This window comes from Pseudomonas sp. G166 (genome assembly GCF_037027455.2).
GTDB lineage: Bacteria > Pseudomonadota > Gammaproteobacteria > Pseudomonadales > Pseudomonadaceae > Aquipseudomonas.
Genome location: NZ_CP146985.1, coordinates 1,690,826 through 1,710,819, shown reverse-complemented (window position 1 = coordinate 1,710,819; position 19,994 = coordinate 1,690,826). Strand labels below are relative to the sequence as shown.

The 19,994-nt window shown below is 62.6% G+C and carries 9 protein-coding genes; 5 read left to right on the top strand and 4 right to left on the bottom strand.

Features of this window, described 5'->3' with window-relative positions:
• Window positions 1-21: 21 nt before the first annotated feature.
• Window positions 22-2,223, top strand: coding sequence for a patatin-like phospholipase family protein (locus SGN16_RS07685; protein ID WP_210643399.1), 2,202 nt, complete (start codon window positions 22-24; stop codon window positions 2,221-2,223).
• A gap of 84 nt (window positions 2,224-2,307) precedes the next feature.
• Here the strand turns inward: SGN16_RS07685 and SGN16_RS07680 are convergent, their stop codons facing one another.
• The 3 genes from SGN16_RS07680 to recQ all read right to left on the bottom strand — a co-directional run bounded on the left by SGN16_RS07680 (window position 2,308) and on the right by recQ (window position 7,092).
• On the bottom strand, window positions 2,308-4,293 hold the full coding sequence (locus tag SGN16_RS07680) for a FimV/HubP family polar landmark protein (RefSeq protein ID WP_335943649.1): 1,986 nt from the start codon (window positions 4,291-4,293) through the stop codon (window positions 2,308-2,310).
• A 119-nt stretch (window positions 4,294-4,412) separates the two neighbouring features.
• A complete protein-coding gene (locus tag SGN16_RS07675) occupies window positions 4,413-4,847 on the bottom strand; it encodes a MarR family transcriptional regulator (RefSeq protein WP_003199001.1) in 435 nt (144 codons plus the stop codon).
• A gap of 118 nt (window positions 4,848-4,965) precedes the next feature.
• On the bottom strand, window positions 4,966-7,092 hold the full coding sequence (recQ, locus tag SGN16_RS07670; protein WP_335943648.1) for a DNA helicase RecQ: 2,127 nt from the start codon (window positions 7,090-7,092) through the stop codon (window positions 4,966-4,968).
• A 439-nt stretch (window positions 7,093-7,531) separates the two neighbouring features.
• Between recQ and SGN16_RS07665 the strand changes: the two genes are divergently transcribed.
• Together SGN16_RS07665 and SGN16_RS07660 are read left to right on the top strand one after the other, a co-directional pair.
• A complete protein-coding gene (locus SGN16_RS07665; RefSeq protein WP_210643396.1) occupies window positions 7,532-8,119 on the top strand; it encodes a YecA family protein in 588 nt (195 codons plus the stop codon).
• Window positions 8,120-8,127: 8 nt separating this feature from the next.
• Window positions 8,128-8,523, top strand: coding sequence for a YbaN family protein (locus SGN16_RS07660; RefSeq protein ID WP_210643395.1), 396 nt, complete (start codon window positions 8,128-8,130; stop codon window positions 8,521-8,523).
• Between the two features lie 304 nt (window positions 8,524-8,827).
• On the opposite strand, the gene SGN16_RS07655 is transcribed toward SGN16_RS07660, so the two are convergent.
• Window positions 8,828-15,919, bottom strand: coding sequence for a retention module-containing protein (locus tag SGN16_RS07655; RefSeq protein ID WP_335943647.1), 7,092 nt, complete (start codon window positions 15,917-15,919; stop codon window positions 8,828-8,830).
• 451 nt (window positions 15,920-16,370) lie between these two features.
• Between SGN16_RS07655 and SGN16_RS07650 the strand changes: the two genes are divergently transcribed.
• Together SGN16_RS07650 and SGN16_RS07645 are read left to right on the top strand one after the other, a co-directional pair.
• Window positions 16,371-17,729, top strand: a complete 1,359-nt coding sequence (locus SGN16_RS07650; protein ID WP_210643393.1) for a TolC family outer membrane protein — start codon at window positions 16,371-16,373, stop codon at window positions 17,727-17,729.
• Window positions 17,730-17,756: 27 nt separating this feature from the next.
• Window positions 17,757-19,916 carry a type I secretion system permease/ATPase gene (locus SGN16_RS07645; protein ID WP_210643392.1) on the top strand — a complete coding sequence of 720 codons (2,160 nt, stop codon included), beginning with the start codon at window positions 17,757-17,759 and terminating at the stop codon, window positions 19,914-19,916.
• Window positions 19,917-19,994: the final 78 nt, after the last annotated feature.

The window sequence follows — 19,994 nt, the reverse complement described above, 5'->3', positions numbered from 1 at the left end:
TCGCCCGCCCCGAGATTGACGATGCGCCGCCTGCTGCCTTGCCTGCTTCTTTTGCTGTTGCCCCTGTTCGGCCACGCCGCCGAACCCGCCGTCGAAGCACCGCGCCCGAAAATCGGCCTGGTGCTGTCCGGCGGCGCGGCACGGGGGTTGGCCCACATTGGCGTGCTCAAGGCCCTGGAAGAGCAAGGCATCAAGATCGACGCGATTGCTGGCACCAGCATGGGCGCGGTGATCGGCGGGTTGTATGCCTCGGGCTACAAGATCGACGAACTGGAAAAACTCGCCCTGGGCATCGACTGGCAACAGGCGTTGTCCGACGCCCCGCCACGCAAGGACGTACCGTTCCGGCGCAAGCAGGATGACCGGGATTTCCTGGTGAAACAGAAACTGAGTTTTCGGGATGACGGCAGCCTCGGCCTGCCCCTTGGGGTCATCCAGGGGCAGAACCTGGCCCTGCTGCTCGAAAGCCTGCTGGCCCATGCCAGCGACACCCGGGACTTCGACAAACTGCCGATCCCTTTCCGCGCGGTAGCGACCGACATCGCCAGCGGTGAAAAAGTGGTGTTCCGCAAAGGCCACCTGCCCAAGGTCATCCGCGCCAGCATGTCGATCCCGGCGGTGTTCGCCCCAGTGGAACTGGACGGCCGGCTGCTGGTGGACGGCGGCATGTCCGACAACATCCCACTGGACGTAGCCCGGGAAATGGGCGTGGACGTGGCCATCGTGGTCGACATCGGCACGCCTCTGCGCAACCGCAAGCAACTGGTCACGGTGCTCGACGTACTGAACCAGTCGACGACCTTGATGACCCGGCGCAACTCTGAAGAGCAATTGGCAACGTTGAAAAAAGACGACGTGCTCATCCAACCGGCGCTGGCGAGCTTCGGCTCTACCGATTTCGGCCGGGCCCGGGACATGATCGACGCCGGTTACCGTGCCACGCGAATACTTGAGACCCGCCTGGCGCGCCTGCGCCCTCCCGAGCCGGTCGACCCCGCACTCACGGCAGCGCGCACCCCGAGCGAACGCACACCGGTCATCACCGCGATCCGCGTGGAGAATGATTCGAAAGTCGGCGACGACGTGATTCGCTATTACGTTCGCCAGCAGATCGGCGAGCCACTGGACCTGGGTCGCCTGCAGACCGACATGGGCACGCTGTACGGCCTGGACTACTTCGAACAGGTGCAATACCGCGTGGTACGCAAGGGCCCGGACCACACGCTGGTGATCAGCGCCCGGGGCAAACGCACCGGCACCGATTACCTGCGGCTGGGGCTGAGCCTGTCGGACGACATGCGCGGCGACAGCGCTTTCAACCTCGGTGCCAGTTATCGAGTCAACGGCATCAATCGCTTGGGCGCCGAATGGCTGACCCGGGCGCAAATCGGCGACAAGCAGGAGTTGTACAGCGAGTTCTACCAGCCGCTGGACGTCGGTTCGCGCTACTTCATCGCCCCCTACGGGCAATTCGAATCGCGTAACGTGGAGTCGATCCTGGACAACGATCCGGTGGCCCAATATCGCGTCGAGCGTTACGGCTTTGGCCTGAACCTGGGCCGCCAGATAGGCAACAGCGGTGAAATCCGCTTCGGCGTCGGTCAGGCCTGGGGCAAGGCCGATGTGCGTATTGGCGATCACGACCAGCCCAGCGAGAACTTCAACGAAGGCTTCTACGAGCTGAAATATTCTTTCGACTCCTTCGACAACGTGTACTTCCCCCATGAAGGGGAAGACATCGGCCTGACCTGGCGCCAGTACGAACCGGGGCTGGGTTCCGATGAGCGTTATCGCCAGTGGGAATTCAAGCTGGACAAGGCCCTGAGCAGCGGCCCGGACACGTTCATCCTCGGCGGGCGCTACGGCCGCACCCTCGACACCGCCGAAGTCGTGACCTCCAGCTTTGTCCTCGGTGGTGCGCGGCAATTGTCGGGCTTTCGCGAAGACGGCATCTCAGGGCAGAACATCAGCCTGATGCGCGCCGTGTATTACCGCCGGCTCACCCCGCGAGCGTACCTGCCGCTGGACTTTCCGTTGTACATCGGCGGTTCGCTGGAGCGCGGCCGGGCGTGGAACAACGACAATGAATTCGACAGCGGCTACATCAATGCCGCCAGTATTTTCCTCGGCTTCGACACGCCGCTGGGGCCGCTGAATTTCAGTTATGGCTTTAACGATGATGATGAGCAGGCGGTGTATCTGAATCTGGGGCAGACGTTTTGATGGCGATGCACTATTGGATATGAATACACATCCCCACATCCACCGCAGATCCATTGTGGGAGCGAGGGGGCACCCATCCGGCGTTCAGCGAATCCCGGCCAGAAGCACCCGGGCAGTCTGTTTGAGGGGTTCGTCTCCCTCTTCGAGCAACTCTTCAAGCAGTGTGATGGCAGTCTTCAAGTCGCCATCATCGATGCAGTTCTGCGCCTGCTCCAGTTTGAGCGAGTGTTCCGGCACCTGAAGTTCGAAGGGGACGGGCTCGAAGGAGACAGATTCCAGGGACATGGACTCGTGGGGGAGCGACTCCAGTTCGAGCGTCTGCTCTTCATCGGCAAACCCGTCGAGAAAGGCGTCGTCCAGCGACTCGGTTTCCAGTGGCGCGCCCCATTGCAGGTCGGGCTCGTCGAAACCGGAGAGTGATAAACCTCCGGCAGCCTCGGCGGCAGATGCCGCAGCAGCGCTTTTTCCAGGAGGGGGCTCCTGGGCGTCGGCCAGGTCCCAGTTGGCCTCCATGGACAACGCATCGAGGTTCAGCTCGAATTCGTCGCCGGGCACACTGGCAGGTTCAGGCGCCGGAACCGCTGCCAACGGCTCTACCGCTGCCACTACGGGAGCGCTGATAACCGCAACCTTGGGATAGCGCCCGCGAATCTCCTCCAGCGTTCCGGCGTCGACGCCCTGGGCCAATAGATGATGCTCCTGGGCCTGGAAACCGATGACATCGCCCTGTTTGCCCAGGACCTCCAGCAACTTGAGACCCAAGTCGATGCGGTCCGGCTCGGCCAGTAACGCGGCGCGCAATAATCCCGCGGCTTCGCTGAAACGGCCATAGGTCAGGTAAATCCCGACGCCTTCCAGTACATCCCCCAAGGGAGTGTCACCGTTGTTGAACGAGGTGGCGGCCGCGGGCTGCCGGCTGTCAGCGGCCGAGGCATAGGCGTCGGTGTCGTCCTCCAACATCGGTTCGGGACGTCCGGGCATCAGTGGTGCATCAGCCTGTTCCCGCTGCTGCCGACGAAGGAAGATTAACAGCGCAAGCAACCCCAACAAGCCCATCAACCCGGCCACCCACAGCCAGTTGATCCCCTCTGGCTCGGGTGCCTGCTCTGTCACTGGCGGTGGGGCCGCCGGCGAAGCGGGTGCCGCGGGCTCCGCTGCCGACGGCGTCGACGCAGGGGAAGCCGGGCTGATCTCGGCCAGTTGCGCCTGCAACTCACTGATCTGCTTGCGCTGGCCGGCGATTTCCTGATCCTGGGACTGGAGCCGGGCCTGCAGTTCGTCGATGGTTTTCTGTTGCTGCTGGTTCTGTAGCACGCTGGCCGCCAATTGCTCGTCGACGGCGGCGGAGGTCGAGGCAGCCGTGTCAGCAGGCGCCGGCAGCACCGCCGAGTCAGGCAATAACAAGCGCTGCCCGATGGAAAGCCGTTCGCTGCCGGGGTTCAGGGCCTGGATACCTTGCATCAACTCGTTGACCGAAGCGTTGCTGCCAGCGTCGTGCAGGCGCTTGGCGATGATCCACGGGTTGTCCCCCTGCGCGACTGTGTAGCGCTTGCCCTGTACCGCTGGGGGCGGCTTGACGGCGGGCGCGGCCTGGTTCGCCATCGAGGACTGGGCAGCGGCGGAAGGCTCGTCACGAGCAGGCACGATACCCGGCGTGCCCGGCGGGTCGATCAGCACGGTGTATTCACGCAGCACCCGCCCGTTGGGCTGATTGAGCTGCACCAGGAAATTGAGGAACGGTTCCTCGACGGGCTTGCTGGAGGTCACCCGAATGAAACTGCGCTCACCGCGTAGCACTGGCGTAAAGCGCAGGCTGTTGAGAAAGAACACCCGCTCCACACCGGCACGCCTGAAATCGTCCGGGGTCGCCAGGCTGGCCGATAGATCCCCCTCAGTCACCCCAGCCACATCGACCAGGGCAATATCGGCGCGCAACGGCTGGTTCAAGGCGGAATGGAGCGTGATCTCCCCAAGCCCCAACGCCGACGCCAAAGCTGAATACCCCAAGGCACCCACGACGACCGACACGTTGATCCAACTGCGCAACGTGGACTGCAAACTTTCAAGCATGGGCATCCCTTTCGATTACCAGAACCAACCTCGGCGTAAGCGCATGCAATAGGATCGCTTAGTAGTGGTTATAGTTCGCTAACCGCCGAATCTCAAAAGTCTGGCGCCAGGGTTTTGCCTCAGGACTTTTCCAGATTGGCCAGGATCGTACCGTGGACCCGCATGCACACTCGCATGTCTGCCTCGTCAACGCCCTCGAACAACTCCCGGCGCAATTGGGTGGCAATGGTTTCGATTTGTTCGATCAGCGGCAGCGCCGGTGCACAGAGCACGATTTTCTTGGCGCGACGATCCTCGGCCACAGCCTGGCGCTGCACCAACCCCTGGGTTTCCAGGCTGTCGAGCAAGCGAGCCAGGGTCGGGCCTTCGACGGCGACGCTCTGGGCCAGTTCGCGCTGGGTCGGTGCCTGCTCGAAACGAGCCAGGTGCAACAGCACCAGCCAGCGCGCCTGGGACAGGCCCAGCCCGGCCAGGCGACGATCCAGCTCGGCACGCCAGCCCCGGGACATTTGTGCCAGCTGCATGCCAAAACGGTGTTGGTCGGTTAACGGCATATAAAAACTCATCAGATCTGAAATAGAGAAAAACTAATTATTAGTCAGCTAAGCATGAGCTTCGGATTCAAGCAAGGTTTGCCCTGTACTGAATCGTTAAAGGAAGGTAACTCATTGATCAAACTTCGAATTCCGACTGCAACGCAGCCCTGACGCAATACAGGACACCTTCGGGTACCCGGCCGACAAACAGCGCGGCGATTTCCGACACCGGCGGCAACTCGCCTTCGCCATCCAGAAACGCATCCTGCACCTCGCCCATCAGTTCCTCGGGCAGATCCAGTGCCTGTTCCAGGGACAACTGCTGTTTACCAATAGCCTCGGCCAGCATCGTGTAGACGTTCTTCTCAGAGCATTGCAACTGCCCGGCGATTTGCATCGGCGTCATGCCGGCCCGGGCCAGGGTAATCAGTTCGTGGCGTACATCGGCCACCGCTTTCGGTGCCTCGCCCTCGCCCCCCAGCACCTGGAGGAAGGCCTCGCCGTAACGCTCCAGCTTGCGTGCTCCCACGCCACTGACCCGAGCCATTTCGGCCAGGGACGTTGGCTGGCTGCGGAGCATTTCCAGCAGCGTCGAGTCGGGGAAAATGACGTACGGTGGCACGCCGTGTTCCTCGGCCAGCTTGCGACGCAAGGCGCGCAGGGCCTCCCACTGATCGCGTTCTTCGCCGCGCACCAGTTGGCTGGCCTGGCTCTTGCTGCTCTTGACCGCCGTCGCCGGCTTGAGGTCGCGGCGCAGTTCAAGGGTGACCTCGCCTTTGAGCAAGGGCCGACAACTCGGACTCAGGCGCAGGCCGCCGTAACCTTCCAGATCGATGTCGGCCAGACCACGCGCTACCAGCTGTCGGAACAGTGAACGCCATTCGCTCTCGCTGCGAGCCTTGCCCACCCCGAATACCGAAAGATGCTGGTGGCCGAAGCTGCGGACTTTCTCGTTGTCCTTGCCCAGCAACACGTCCACCAGATGCCCCACGCCATAGCGCTGGCCGGTACGATAGATGGCCGACAACGCCTGGCGGGCCGGCTCAGTAGCGTCCCAGGTTTCCACGCCGTCGACGCAATTGTCGCAATGCCCGCAAGGCTGGGGCATGTCTTCGTCGAAATAGGCCAGCAAAGTCTGGCGACGGCAGCGGGTTTCTTCGCAGAGCGAGAGCATGGCGTCGAGCTTGTGCTGCTCCAAACGCTTGTGGCGCTCGTCGCCTTCGGAGTTCTGCAACATCTGCTTGAGCATCACCACGTCTTGCAGGCCGTAGGCCATCCAGGCGTCGGCTGGCAAACCATCACGGCCGGCACGCCCGGTTTCCTGGTAATAGGCCTCGAGGGATTTGGGCAAGTCCAGGTGGGCGACGAAACGCACGTTGGGCTTGTCGATGCCCATGCCGAATGCCACGGTGGCCACCATGATCAGGCCTTCCTCGTTGAGGAAGCGCTTCTGATGGTAGGCGCGCAGGTCGTTGGGCAGGCCCGCGTGGTACGGCAACGCGGGAAAGCCCTGCTCGCACAGGAACGCCGCCACTTCATCGACCTTCTTGCGCGACAGGCAGTAGACAATGCCAGCATCGCTGCGGCGCTCGGCGATGAACGCCAGCAACTGCTTGCGCGGCTGCTCCTTGGGCACGATGCGGTAGAAAATGTTGGGCCGGTCGAAACTGGACAGGAACCGCTCGGCGTTCTGCAAGTGCAGGCGCTCGACGATTTCTTCGCGGGTACGTTTGTCGGCGGTGGCGGTCAGGGCGATGCGCGGCACATCGGGGAACAGCTCTGCCAGTTGCCCCAGTTGCAGGTACTCGCGACGGAAATCGTGGCCCCACTGGGATACGCAGTGGGCTTCGTCGATGGCGAACAGGGCGATTTCCAGGCTCTGCAAGAACGCCAGCATGCGCGGCTGCACCAGGCGCTCAGGAGCCAGGTACAACACCTTCACTTCGCCGCGCTTGATGCTCGCCGCCAGATCCCGCTGCTGCTCGGCGCTGAGGGTGGAGTTCAGCGCAGCGGCGGCAACACCCAGTTCCTCGAGAGTCGCGACCTGGTCGTCCATCAATGCGATCAACGGCGAAACCACCACCGCCAGGCCGTTGCGCAACAGCGCCGGCACCTGGAAGCACAAGGACTTGCCGCCGCCGGTGGGCATGAGCACCAGGGCATCGCCGCCGCTGGCCACGCGCTCAATAATGGCACCTTGACGGCCACGGAAACTGTCGTAGCCGAAGATGTCCTTGAGGACGCGTTGAGCCTGTTCGAGCATAAAAACTCCAAAAATCACCGAAACATCCCTGCAAGGCTGGTTCAGAATCACAAAAGCTGCACCGGCAAATCGTAAGTGCGCGTTTCGGACCGGCGGGACGCCGCAGGGCATCACAAAACGCGGCAGTATACCCGAGGCCTTCGCTGCGAAGGGCGTCGCTGACAAGAGGTGCTGGCAGCCGGGATGCCCAACACATCGCTTCTGTTGTCACAAGTCCCTGTGGGATCGAGCTTGCTCGCGATAGCGGCGGGTCATTTTGAGAGGGTGCTGGATGTGTGCCCCTCATCGCGAGCAAGCTCGCTCCCACATTTGATCTGGGGTGCCCGCCCATTTGTGCCCCCCCCCCGGGCCTTCAAGAGGCAAATACGCCACGCGGCTGGCCTGTGGGCTCAAGAAGGCCTAGAATTCCCGCATTGTTTATTCCCCAAGGTAGCCCGTAATGTCCTTCGCTGAGCAACTGACCCGCCTGCAAGTCTTCCTCGATGCCGATGAGCTGCACGATGAAGCGCTGGATTACGTGGCCGCTCACGGCTACCTGACCGCCCTGTCGATCTGCTCCGAAACGGTGCCGGACCGTGAGTGGATCGATGCGCTATTCGCCGAAGAGCCTCATTACAGCGACGAAGCCCAGCGCGCCGAAATCGAAGCCACGCTGGTGGGCCTCAAGGCTCACATCGCCCGTCAGTTGGCCTCCGACGAGGAGTTCGAGCTGCCGTGTGAACTGGACCTGGGTGATGACCCGGACGATTCGGAACTGCGTGGCTGGTGCATTGGCTTCATGGAAGGCGTGTTCCTGCGCGAAGCCGCCTGGTTCGAAACCGCCGAAGAGGAAGTCAGCGAAATGCTGCTGCCGATCATGGTTGGCTCCGGCCTGTTCGACGAGCAGCCGGAGTTCTCCGACATTGCCGCCGACGCCAACCTGATGGACGACATGATCGTGCAGATCCCGGAAGCCCTCACCGCCCTGTACCTGCTGTGCAACGCCCCGGACGAGAAACCGGCGATTCTCAAGCCGCGCCACCACTGAGCGACCGGGTGCCCGCGCCCATCGGCAATCATTCGCTGATCCTGCGTTACGTTCTGTTGGCCATTGGCTGGCTGAGCGTAGCGCTGGGGGTCATCGGCATCTTCGTTCCCGTACTGCCCACCACGCCTTTCCTGCTGCTGGCCGCCGCCTGTTTCGCCCGCAGCTCGCCGCGCTTCTACCGCTGGCTGGTGAGCCATCCCCGCCTCGGCCCCTGGATCAGCGACTACCTCAGCGGCAACGGCATTCCGCTCAAAGGCAAGGTCTACGCCATCGGGCTGATGTGGGTGAGCATCCTCTTTTCCTGCTACCTGGTTCCCCTGCCGTGGGCGCGAGGGTTCATGCTCACCAGCGCGGTGCTGGTGACGGTCTACATCCTCAAGCAGAAGACATTGCGCAAGCCTTGAAACCGCGAATCTGCTCTTGATGCCAGCGCAACACCCTCCTGTGGCGAGGGGATTTATCCCCGTTCGACTGCGCAGCGGTCGCCAACCAACTGAAAGAGATTGACCTGTTGCACTGCGGCGCCTGGTTTTGGGCTTGCTGCGCAGCCCAGCGGGGCGGTGCGACGTTTCGCTGGATTCCCTCGCCAAAGTGCGTATGTGATCCCTGCAAATCTGTTTTCCAAGTCGCAAGAGTATCCGGCCCTTCAGAACGAAAAACCCGCCATTTCCAGACCGGAAATCGCGGGTTTTGTCATTTCAGCTCACCTCACACCGTGTCCACCTTCAACGAGTGGTCGTTCAACATCCCATTGATGATGGTCGCCGTATCCGCGCCCGCGATCATCCCGTCCGCACCCGGGGTGACACCGTAGTGGCTGGCGAGGTTGACGCCGGCCAGGTCGATGGTCTGGTTCGGCGTGGTGCCGGCGGTGGCGCTGACGTCGATGCTGGTCACCAGCGACGCACCGCTACCGGTGACGGTGAAGTGCAGGTAGTCGTCCAGTGACGCCGCGCTGCCGTTTTCCCCCAGCAACAGTTGGGACAGGTCGAGTTTATCGAGGCCGGGGGTGAAGTCGGTGATCACGTCATGGCCGCTGTTGCCCACCTGCCATTGGAAGGTATCGGCGCCGCTGCCACCGGTGAGGGTATTGTTGCCCAGACCGCCGATCAGCAAGTCGTCGCCGCCACCGCCATTGAGCACGTCATGGCCCAATCCGCCGTTGATGCGGTTGCTGGCGCCGTCACCGGTGAGGGTATCGTTGAAGTTCGAACCGACCAGGTTTTCGATACCGGCCAGTGTGTCCGTGCCAGCACCCACGGTGTTCTGCGCCGCCAGCAGCCCCAGGTTGACGGTGACCCCGGCGGTCGCGTGGGCATAGCTCACGGTGTCGTTACCCGTACCGCCATCGAGGAGGTCGTTGCCCGTGCCGCTGTAAAGCAAGTCATCGCCTGCCCCGCCATGCAAAGTGTTGTTGCCCGAGCCGGCGCTGAGGATGTCGTTGCCGTCGCCAGCGTTGAGGGTGTTGTCGCCGTTGCCGGCCAACAGCACGTCGTCGCCACTGGTGCCCGTCAGGGTATGGCCTGCCTGATAGCTGATGCCCACCGCCGCGCTGTCGCTACCGCCATGGTTGTCGCTGGCGATGTAGCTGCCGTGGTAATCCGGCGTGCTGTCCTGGGCGCCGGCGTAATTGACGGTCAGGGTCAGTTGATAGTTTTCCGCAGCGTTGGCGTTTCCACCGCCCGCATTGGGGATATTGGTGACGTGAATCTGGTAGTTGCCATCCGCTGCCGCGGTGAAAGAAGCGCCGTCACTGATCGCGATGAAAGGCCCGCCGTTGAGTGAATACTCCATGGCAATGCGACCGGCCGCCAGGTTGTGGTCCAGGGTGAGGGTTTCACCCTGCTTGAGGCTGATGTTGAGCCGGTCCTCATCGTTGGTGTTGTTACTGGACACCATCCCCAGTGCACCGCTGACCACCAGTGCCGCCGTCATGCTCGCGGTATTGGCGATAAAGGCGCTGCGGCTGAGGTTGATCGACTGCACGTTGTTACCGGTGAAACTGACCGTGCCGGTACTGCCGGTAAAGTCCGAGCCCTTGGCGGCCCAGCCAGTATTGAAGCTGGTGGGCGAAGCGGTGAGCGGATCGCCGTTGGCGTCGCTGTCGTTACCCAGCAGCAGCTCACCCGGGATCACAATGTTGCCCGACAGCACGTTGGTGATGATGTTGTCATCGACAGCGATCGGTGGGCTGTTGGGCACGACATTGATCACCAGGTTGGAGCTCGCCAGGTCGCCGTCATTGTCGCTGACGGTGTAGCCGATGTGCTCGGTGATCAAGGTGCTGGTGGCCGTCTGGGAGGTGTAGCTGAACGCACCGGTATCCAGGTTGACCACCAGGGTACCGTCGTGATCGGTGGCGATGCTCAGCGTGTTGGTGACGGTATTGAAGGAGCCGTGATTGGCCCCACCACTGGCGCTCAGCGCACCCTGGCCACCGTTGGCCGCCGGGTCGTAACTGTACGTGGTGCCATCGACCACCAGGCTTTTGACAAATCCGCCATCGGCACCGAACGAGCCGCCCTCGCCCAGCAGGTTGCCAGTGACCGGCGCACCTTGCACGGTGTCGGAAAGCACCGAGTTGAGCTGGTTCAGGTCGGTGACCACCACCGCGTTGGTGTTGGTGTGGGCGCTGCCGTCGTAGGCCAGCGGGTCGAGGTGGGCGTTGCTGACGCCACTGCCCAGGCCGATGGCGTAGTTCTTGATGCCGTTGGCGTCGAGGAAGGCTTTCCAGGCGGCCTCGTCTGCCGAGCCGATTTCACCCAAGGTCGGCTTGCCGTCGGAGAAGAAATAGCCGACGTTCTGTGCGCCGGTCAGTTGGCCTGGATTTTCGAACGCAGTCTTGGCCATCGCCACGGCAGCATCATAATTGGTGTCACCGTGCGCGTTCAGCGCCGAGATCAGCGTCTTGGCAGTTGCCACATCCACCCACAGGGTGCTCTGGTCGGTGGCGCTGCCGCTGAAGGTCACGAGCTGGACTTTCACATCGCCCATGTCGTCGTATTTGTCGAGCAAGGCGCTGATCGCCTGTTTCGCCAGGTCCATCCGCGAGAGCCCCGGCACGCCGGAGGCGTCTTTCATGCTGCCAGAGACGTCGAGCACGATCAGCAGGTTGGTATCGATCTCCACCGCCGTGACCGAACGCTCGGACGCAACGGCCTTTGGCACGTCATCGACGATGCTGACCACCAGGTTACCGGTGATGCTGTTGCCCAAGGCGTCCGTGGCCTGATAGGTGAAGCTTTCGCTCAAGGCATTCGGACCATCGTTGGCGTGGGGCGTGGTGCTGGCCGGCGAGGTCAGGGTGTAGGTGTACGACCCATCAGGATGGAGCAGCAACTGGCCGTAGGCGCCCGTGGCGTTGCCCACCAGGGTAAAGGTGACGGCGCCCGTGGCACCGCTGACCGACCCGACCAAGCTGCCACTGGCGGTTTCCCCGGTGGCGCTCGGGTCACTGCCGGTGACGGTGCCGGGGGCCAGGTCCTGGCCGTCCTGCGTCAGGTCCAGGGCTTTTTCGTAGACGGTAATCTCGTGATCGGTTTCCGCAACGAGGCAGCTGTTGTGCACGTCAATGGTGATGGTCGTGGTGCTTTCATCGCCATCGGCGTCGCGCACGGTATAGGTGAAGACATCGGTCGCACCTGGCGCGCCAACCGCGTCGGGGTTGCTGTGGTAGATGGCGTTGCCGCTGGCGTCCAGGGTCAGGTAGCCGTAGGTGCCATTGATCTGGCTGTTCAGGCCACCGATGGCCGGGTTCGAGGTGTCGTTGCCGGCGCGCACACCAATGACTGCACCGCCGTCGGCACCGAGTACGTCGTTGTCCAGCACGTTGCCATTGACCGTCCCGCCTTCCACCACCGAGGCGAAATCACAGTGAGCCTTGGGCACGTCATCGACGATCTCGATGACGATGGTGCTGGTGACGGTGTTGCCCAGGGAATCTGTGGCCTGGTAGGTGAAGCTTTCGCTCAACACGTTCGGGCCATCGTTGGCGTGAGGCGTGGTGGTGGCTGGCGCGGTCAGGGTGTAGGTGTAGGAACCGTCGGGCTGAAGCGCCAGTTGACCGTAGGCACCGGTGGCGTTGCCCACTAACGCGAACGTGACTGCGCCAACGGCGCCGCTGACCGAACCGACAAGGCTGCCGCTGGCGGTTTCACCAGTGCCGCTCGGGTCGCTGCCGGTGACGGTACCGGGCGCCAGGTCCTGGCCGTCCTGAGTCGGGTCGAGGTCTTTTTCGTAGACGCTGATTTCCTGATCGGACGCAGCGACGAGGCAGCTTTCATGAATATCGATCGTGATCGTGGTGGTGCTTTCATCGCCGTCGGCATCACGCACGGTGTAGGTGAACACATCAGTGGCACCTGGGGCGCTGACGGTGTTCGGGTTGCTGTGGTAGACCGCGTTGCCGTTGGCATCCAGGGTCAGGTAGCCGTAAGTGCCGTTGATCTGGGTGTTCAGGCCGCCGATCGCCGGGTTCGAGGTGTCGTTGCCGGCGCGCACACCAATCACCATGCCCCCGTCCGCGCCAAGTACGTCGTTGTCCAGCACATTGCCGCTGACCGTGCCGCCCTCCAGCACCGAGGCAACATCGGCATGGGCGCTGGGCACGTCGTCGACGATCTCGATAACGATAGTGCTGGTGACGGTATTGCCCAACGAGTCTGTGGCCTGGTAGGTGAAGCTTTCGCTCAACACGTTCGGGCCATCGTTGGCGTGAGGCGTGGTGGTGGCGGGCGCTGTCAATGTGTAGGTATAGGAACCGTCGGGCTGAAGCGCCAGTTGACCGTAGGCACCGGTGGCGTTGCCCACTAACGCGAACGTGACTGCGCCAACGGCACCGCTGACCGAGCCGACAAGGCTACCGCTGGCGGTCTCGCTGGTGGCGCTCGGGGCGCTGCCGGTGACGGTGCCGGGAGCCAGGTCCTGACCGTCCTGGTTCAGGTCGAGGGCTTTTTCGTAGACGCTAACTTCCTGGTCTGGTGTAGCGACGAGGCAGACATCGTGGACATCGATGGTGATTGTGGTGGTGCTTTCATCGCCGTCGGCGTCGCGCACGGTGTAGGTGAACACATCGGTGGCACCTGGGGCGCTGACGGTGTTCGGGTTGCTGTGATAGACAGCGTTGCCGTTGGCATCCAGGGTCAGGTAGCCGTAGGTGCCGTTGATCTGGGTGTTCAGGCCGCCAAGCGCCGGGGTCGAGGTGTCGTTGCCAGCGCGCACGCCGATCACCGCCCCACTCGCGGCCGGCCCGTCGGCACCGCCTTCGTCGTTATTCAGGACGTTGCCACTGACCGTCCCGCCCTCATCCACGGAGGCGGAATCAGCATGAGCGGTCGGCAGATCGTCAACGATGTTCACGTCAAGGTTGCCGTTGGCCGTGGTGCCGTTGTCATCGGTGACAACGACGGCAAACTGCTCGCTCAGGCTGTTGGCGCCGTTGGCGTTTGGATGGGCTTCATTGTCCAGCAGCGTGTAGCTGTAGCTGACCACGCCTGTGGTGGCGTTGTAGCCGGTGATGGTCAGGGTGTTGCCCAGCGCGGTGGTAATCGATTGTGGGAAACCGGCTGCCACACCGCCGGTGACGACGTTGATGCCGCCGACGCTCAGTGTTTGAACACCGTCCAGCGCGGTGACGGTGAAGGTGCCGCTCTGGGTCAGCGCCGAGGCATCTGGGCTGCTGCCGTCGCTGAGGTTTTTTTCCTGGACCGTCAGCTCACCGCCCTCAGTGTCGAGGCCGGTGATGATCACCGGATCGTCATTGTTGTGCACTTGCAGCACCAGGTTCGCGGTGCTGGTGTCGCCATCGGCATCGGTCAGGGTGTAGGTGAAGGTTTCGCTGCCATTGCCGCCGCCGTGCAAGCCTTTGAAATCGGCATCGGCGGTGTTGAGGGTGTAGGTATAGGAGCCGTCAGCGTTGAGCACCAGGGTGCCGTAGGTGCCGGTGAAAGTGCCGGGTGTGATCGGACCGGAGGCCACATGGTCGGCACCCTGGGTGTCGTTGGTCAGCACGCTGCCGGTCAGGGTCAGGTTGGTTTCCGAGGCGGTACTGGCGTTGCTGTCGTCCACGGCTTTTGGCAGGTCGTCGACGATATTCACGTCGAGGTTGCCGTTGGCGGTGGTGCCGTTGTCGTCGGTGACAACGACCGCAAACTGCTCGCTCAGGCTGTTGGCGCCGTTGGCGTTTGGATGGGCTTCATTGTCCAGCAGCGTGTAGCTGTAGCTGACCACGCCCGTGGTGGCGTTGTAGCCGGTGATGGTCAGGGTGTTGCCCAGCGCGGTGGTAATCGATTGTGGGAAACCGGCTGCCACACCGCCGGTGACGACGTTGATGCCGCCGACGCTCAGTGTTTGAACACCATCCAACGCGGTGACGGTGAAGGTGCCGCTTTGGGTCAGGGCCGGTGCGTCCGGGCTGCTGCCGTCGCTGAGGTTTTTCTCCTGCAGTGATAGCTCGCCACCTTCGGCATCGAGGCCCACCAACACCACTGGATCATCGTTGTTATGCACCTGCAGCACTAAATTCGCGGTACTGGTGTCACCGTCAGCATCGGTCAGGGTGTAGGTGAATGTCTCAGTGCCGCTTCCGCCACCGTGCAGCGCGACGAATTGCGGGTCGCTGGTGTTCAGGGTGTAGGTGTACGTGCCGTTGGGGTTGAGCACCAGGGTGCCATAGGTGCCGGTGAAGGTCCCGCCAATAATCGGCCCGCTGTCGGGGCCGGTGGGGATACGGTCAGCGCCTTGGAGATCGTTGGTCAATACGTTGCCAGTGAGGGTGACGAGGGTTTCCGAGGCCGTGTTGGCGTGGCTGTCGTCGATCGCCTGGGGTACGTCGTCAGTGATGTTGACGTCCAGGGTCCCGGTGGCAGTGTCGCCATCGGTGTCGACGGCCACGACCGGAAACTGCTCGGTGATGTTGTTGGCCCCACCACCGGCAGGATGGGTTTCATTGTCCGTCAGGGTGTAGCTATAGCTGACCGAACCGGTGGCCGGGTTGTAGCCAGTGATGGTCAACGTATTGCCCAGCGCCGAGGTGATGGTTTGAGGGAAGCCTGCGGGCACACCGCCAGCTATCACGCTGATGCCGCCGATGCTCAGGCTGCTCAGCCCATCGGGGGCAGAAACAGTAAAGGTGCCGCTTTGCACCAGCGCACCCGGGTTGCTCGCCGAACCATCGGCCAGATTGGCCTCGTTGGTGGTCAGTTCGCCGCCCTCCACGTCCACGCCGTCGAGGGTCACGGGGTTGTCTGGCGTTTCGGGGGTGACCGGCGGCACGGTGCCATCGCCGTTATTGTCCGGATCGCCGGCCAGGCGCAGTTGCGGGAATTCGGGTATCCCGTTGAACCCGGCCGTGGGGAAGCCAATCTGCGGATCGACCTCGCCACCGACTTCTTCCAGCAGCACGAAACTGTGCCCGCCCCCCACACCGCCGGGGTTGCCACCCTCGGGGCCTGCGGCCGTGGCTTCGCCGGTCTGGGTCGGGTCGGCACCGGCGGCGATGGCTTGTTGCAGTTTTTGCACATCGGTCAGTTGCGCGTTACTCGGTGTCAACGCTTCAGGCGTGTCGACATGGGGCGCGTGGTTGGCGAGCAACTGTGGGGTCAGGGTCAGGTTGCTTCCGCGTCCCAGGGTCAATTCCTGGCCATTGTGCAGATGCACCGCCACGGCCCCTTCGCTCCCGGTGATCAGGTGTTCGCCGGCATAGAGCCGATCGCCTTCAACCAGCGGCCGCCGCAGGCCACCGACTGCTTCTGCGAAAACCTGTCCTACCACCTTGCTGACGATACCGATGAGCGCTGCCATGTGCTTTTCCTCCGTTGCCAACCGCGGTTGGCACCTGTCTGGGTGAAGAATTCGTGCTCAGGTTGGCGGTCAGACAATCTGGAAAATCTGCCAGCTTTCGCCTCAGTGGAGGCGCTAGCCATTCGCCATAACGACAAAAAACCGTCGCTAAAAACCGCCCTGCAATTCACCTGTTCGGCACTTCTTCACATCGTTTAAAAATTTGCATGGAACTTTTATTGACGCCTAAAAGCCGTCAGAACCCGCAGATTCAAAGGCTTTCGCTTTGAACAATGTGCCGGTTTTTTTCAAGCACATAAGTTTTTTTCGGCATAACTATTATGAAAAATTCTTCTTAGGTTTCGCGCAGGATGTTCTTAGCTGTGTTGTTACAAGGTTGAAACGGTTTTGATCTTAAACACGCCAATATTTTGGCGACAGCAAGCACTATAGACCTCAGGAGATGCACCCCATGCGCGTTCTTACCCCTCTCTACAGCGCGGTTTTGCTGGCCATGGCCTGCTCTTCGCACGCACAAGCGATGTCGTTGACCGAAGCGATCCAAAGCACCATCGCCACTCACCCGGAATTGGCCCAGCGGGTGGATAGCCGTCTGTCGGCCAACGAGGATGTAAAAGTCGCCAGAGGGGGCTTCTACCCGTCGGTAGATTTGAATGGCGGTTACGGCCGTGGTTACAGCGACAACACCAATACCCGGGCCTTGGGTAATCACCACACCAATATCCTGACCTACACCCAGTCGGAGCTGCGCCTGCGGCAAATGATCTTCGACGGGTTCAACACCGCCAATGAAGTGGAGCGCACCAAGGGCGTGGTCAACTCCCGAGCCTATTACGCCCAGGGCACGGCCCAGGATCTGGCCTTGCGTACCATCGAGGTCTACCTGGAAGTGCTCAAGCGTCGCGAACTGGTGACCCTGGCCAAGAACAACCTGCAAGCGCACCTGCGGGTCAACGACCAGATCGGCCTGCGCACGCAGCGCGGCGTGGGCAGCACCGCCGACTCCGACCAATCCAATGCCCGCCGGGCCCTGGCGGAAAACAATTACGACACCGCCCAGGTTGACCTGGCCGATGCCGAGGCGAATTTCTACAGCGTGGTCGGGCGCATGCCCGATGAGCTGGAAACCCCGCCCTCGACCAAAGGCGAGATGCCCGCCGACCTGCGCGAAGCCCAGCAAAGCATGATGGATAACAACCCGTACCTGAAATCGGCCCAGGCTGACATACAGTCTGCCGAGAGCCAGTACGAAGTGGCCAAGTCGCCTTTCTACCCGCGCTTCGATGCCGAGGCCGCCGTGGGTGCCAATAACAACATCGGTGGCGAAGAAGGCCACGACAACACCTGGCGGGTCGGTGTGGTGATGAACTACAACCTGTTCCGCGGCGGCAGCGACAAGGCCCGGCTGGCGTCCAACGCCCACCAGATCAACCAGGCCATGGACATCCGCAACAACGCCCTGCGCCAGCTCAACGAAGACACGCGCCTGGCCTGGAACGCGATGAACAACGCCCGTAAACAAACCCCCACCGCCCGGGAATACGCCGAAACCACCTCCCGCGTGCGCGCCGCGTACCAGGATCAGTTCGGCCTCGGCCAACGGACCCTGCTCGACGTGCTCGACAGTGAAAACGAGCTGTACAACGCCAATCGTCGCTACACCGAGGTGCGTTACACCGAGGAATACTCGATGTACCGGGTGCTGGCGAACATGGGGCAATTGTTGAGCAAACAACGGGTGGTGCTGCCGGCCGACACAGTCGCCCAGACCGAAGTCAAAAACGAAGCGCGGCTGCCCGAACTGAAGTAGCCCTCTCAAAAAATGGGAGCGATCAATGTGACCAGCATGGAACCCGTAACCCCTGGCGCCGACCCGCGCCTGAATTTCGATGATCCTTTGCTCGATGGTCTGTTGATCCTCTGCAAACTCCATGGCGCGACGGTCAGCCGCGCCAGCCTCAGCGCCGGGCTTCCTATGGCGCACCAACGCCTGAGCCTGGACCTGCTGCCGCGCGCAGCGGCCCGGGCCAGCTTACAGGCCCGGTTGCTGCGTCGCGACCTGGCGGACATCTCGGCCCTGAACCTGCCGGTGATGCTGATTCTGGCCGGTGGCCGCTGTGCCGTGTTGCGGCGCTGGAGCGAGGATGGCCAGGCACTGATCCTGCCCAGCGAGGCCGATGGCGGCGAGCAATGGGTCAGCCGCGAGGAACTGACCGCCGATTACAGTGGCCAGGCGTTGTTCGCCCGGCCCCGCCATGAGCTCGAAGACCTGCGCTCCCCCTTGGTGCCGCGAGTCGAGGCATGGTTTCGCGACACCTTGAAACTGTCGCGCTGGCTGTACAGCGATGCGATCCTGGCGAGCTTTCTGATCAACCTGCTGGGGTTGATGGTGCCGCTGTTCGTCATGCAGACCTACGACCGCGTGGTGCCGAACCAGGCCACATCGACCTTGTGGGTGCTGGCCGTGGGGCTGTTGATCGGCACCGGCTTCGAACTGGTGCTGCGGGTGGTGCGCGCCCACCTGCTGGACACCGCCGGCAAGAAAACCGACGTGATCCTTTCCGCCACGTTGTTCGAACGCATCACCGGCATGGCAATGAAGGCCAAACCGGTGACCATCGGTGGGTTCGCCCAGAGCATCCATGACTTCCAGGGCCTGAGGGAATTTCTCACCGCAGTGACCCTCACCAGCCTGATCGACCTGCCCTTCGCCCTGCTGATGCTGGTGGTCATCGGCCTGCTGGGTGGCTGGCTGGTGGTGATCCCGGTGGTGGCGTTTCCGATCACCATTGTCTTCGCAATGATCATCCAGGTGCGCCTGCGCGACACCGTGCAAAAAAGCCTGGCCCTCGGCGCCCAGCGCCAGGCTTTGTTGATTGAAACCCTCGGCGGCCTGGAAACCCTCAAGGCCTGTAGCGCCGAAAGCGAGCGCCAGCATCAGTGGGAAAGTACCCACGGCGCCCTCACCCGCCTGGACAGCCATGCACGCAACCTCTCGGCGCTGGCGACCAACGGCACGTTGTTCCTGCAACAGCTGGCCGGCATGGCAACCATCGTCGCCGGGGTCTACAGCATCATCGCTGGCAACCTCAGCGTCGGCGCGCTGGTGGCGAGCTACATGCTCGGCAGTCGGGTGCTGGCGCCGCTGGGGCAGATCGCCGGGCTGATCACCCGCTACCAGCAAGCCCAGCTCACCATGCGCAGCACCGATGCCCTGATGGCGCTGCCCCAGGAACGCGACGCCAAGCAGCGGCCCCTGGATCGCACCCAACTGCAGGGCGCCGTGGACGTCAATGGCGTGACCTTCCACTACAACGGCCAGAGCACCCCAGCGCTGGCGAATGTCAGCTTCAGCCTCAAGCCCGGCGAACGGGTCGGGATCATCGGCCGCAGCGGCTCGGGCAAGAGCACCCTGGCGCGCCTGGTGATGGGCTTCTACGCACCGGAGGAAGGCCAGTTGCTGCTCGACGGCCTGGACCTGCGGCAACTGGATGTCGCCGACCTGCGCCAACAGATCGGCTATGTCGCCCATGACCTGCCGCTGCTGGCTGGCAGCCTGCGGGACAACCTGACACTCGGCGCCCGCTACATCAGTGACGCGCGCATGCTCGAAGTGGCCGAATTGACCGGTGTCACCGAACTGGCCCGTCAGCATCCCCAAGGTTTCGACCGCCCGGTGGGCGAGCGCGGGCAGTTGCTCTCCGGTGGCCAGCGCCAGGCCGTGCTGCTGGCCCGGGCCTTGTTGCTCGACCCACCGATCCTGTTGCTGGACGAACCCACCAGTGCCATGGACAACAGCAGTGAAGATCTTTTGCGGCAAAAGCTACATACCCACATGCAGGGCAAAACGGTGCTGCTGGTCACCCACCGCACCTCGATGCTGAGCCTGGTGGACCGGTTGGTGGTGCTGGACAACGGCCGGATCGTGGCTGATGGGCCGAAGGAAGCGGTTATTGATGCACTGCGCAAGGGGCGGGTGGGGTCTGCGGCGGTGTAAGCCCCTCTAGCTGTCAACACAACACCTGTGGGAGCAAGGCTTGCCCGCGATGCAGGCGCCTCGGTTCCAGTGAGATCG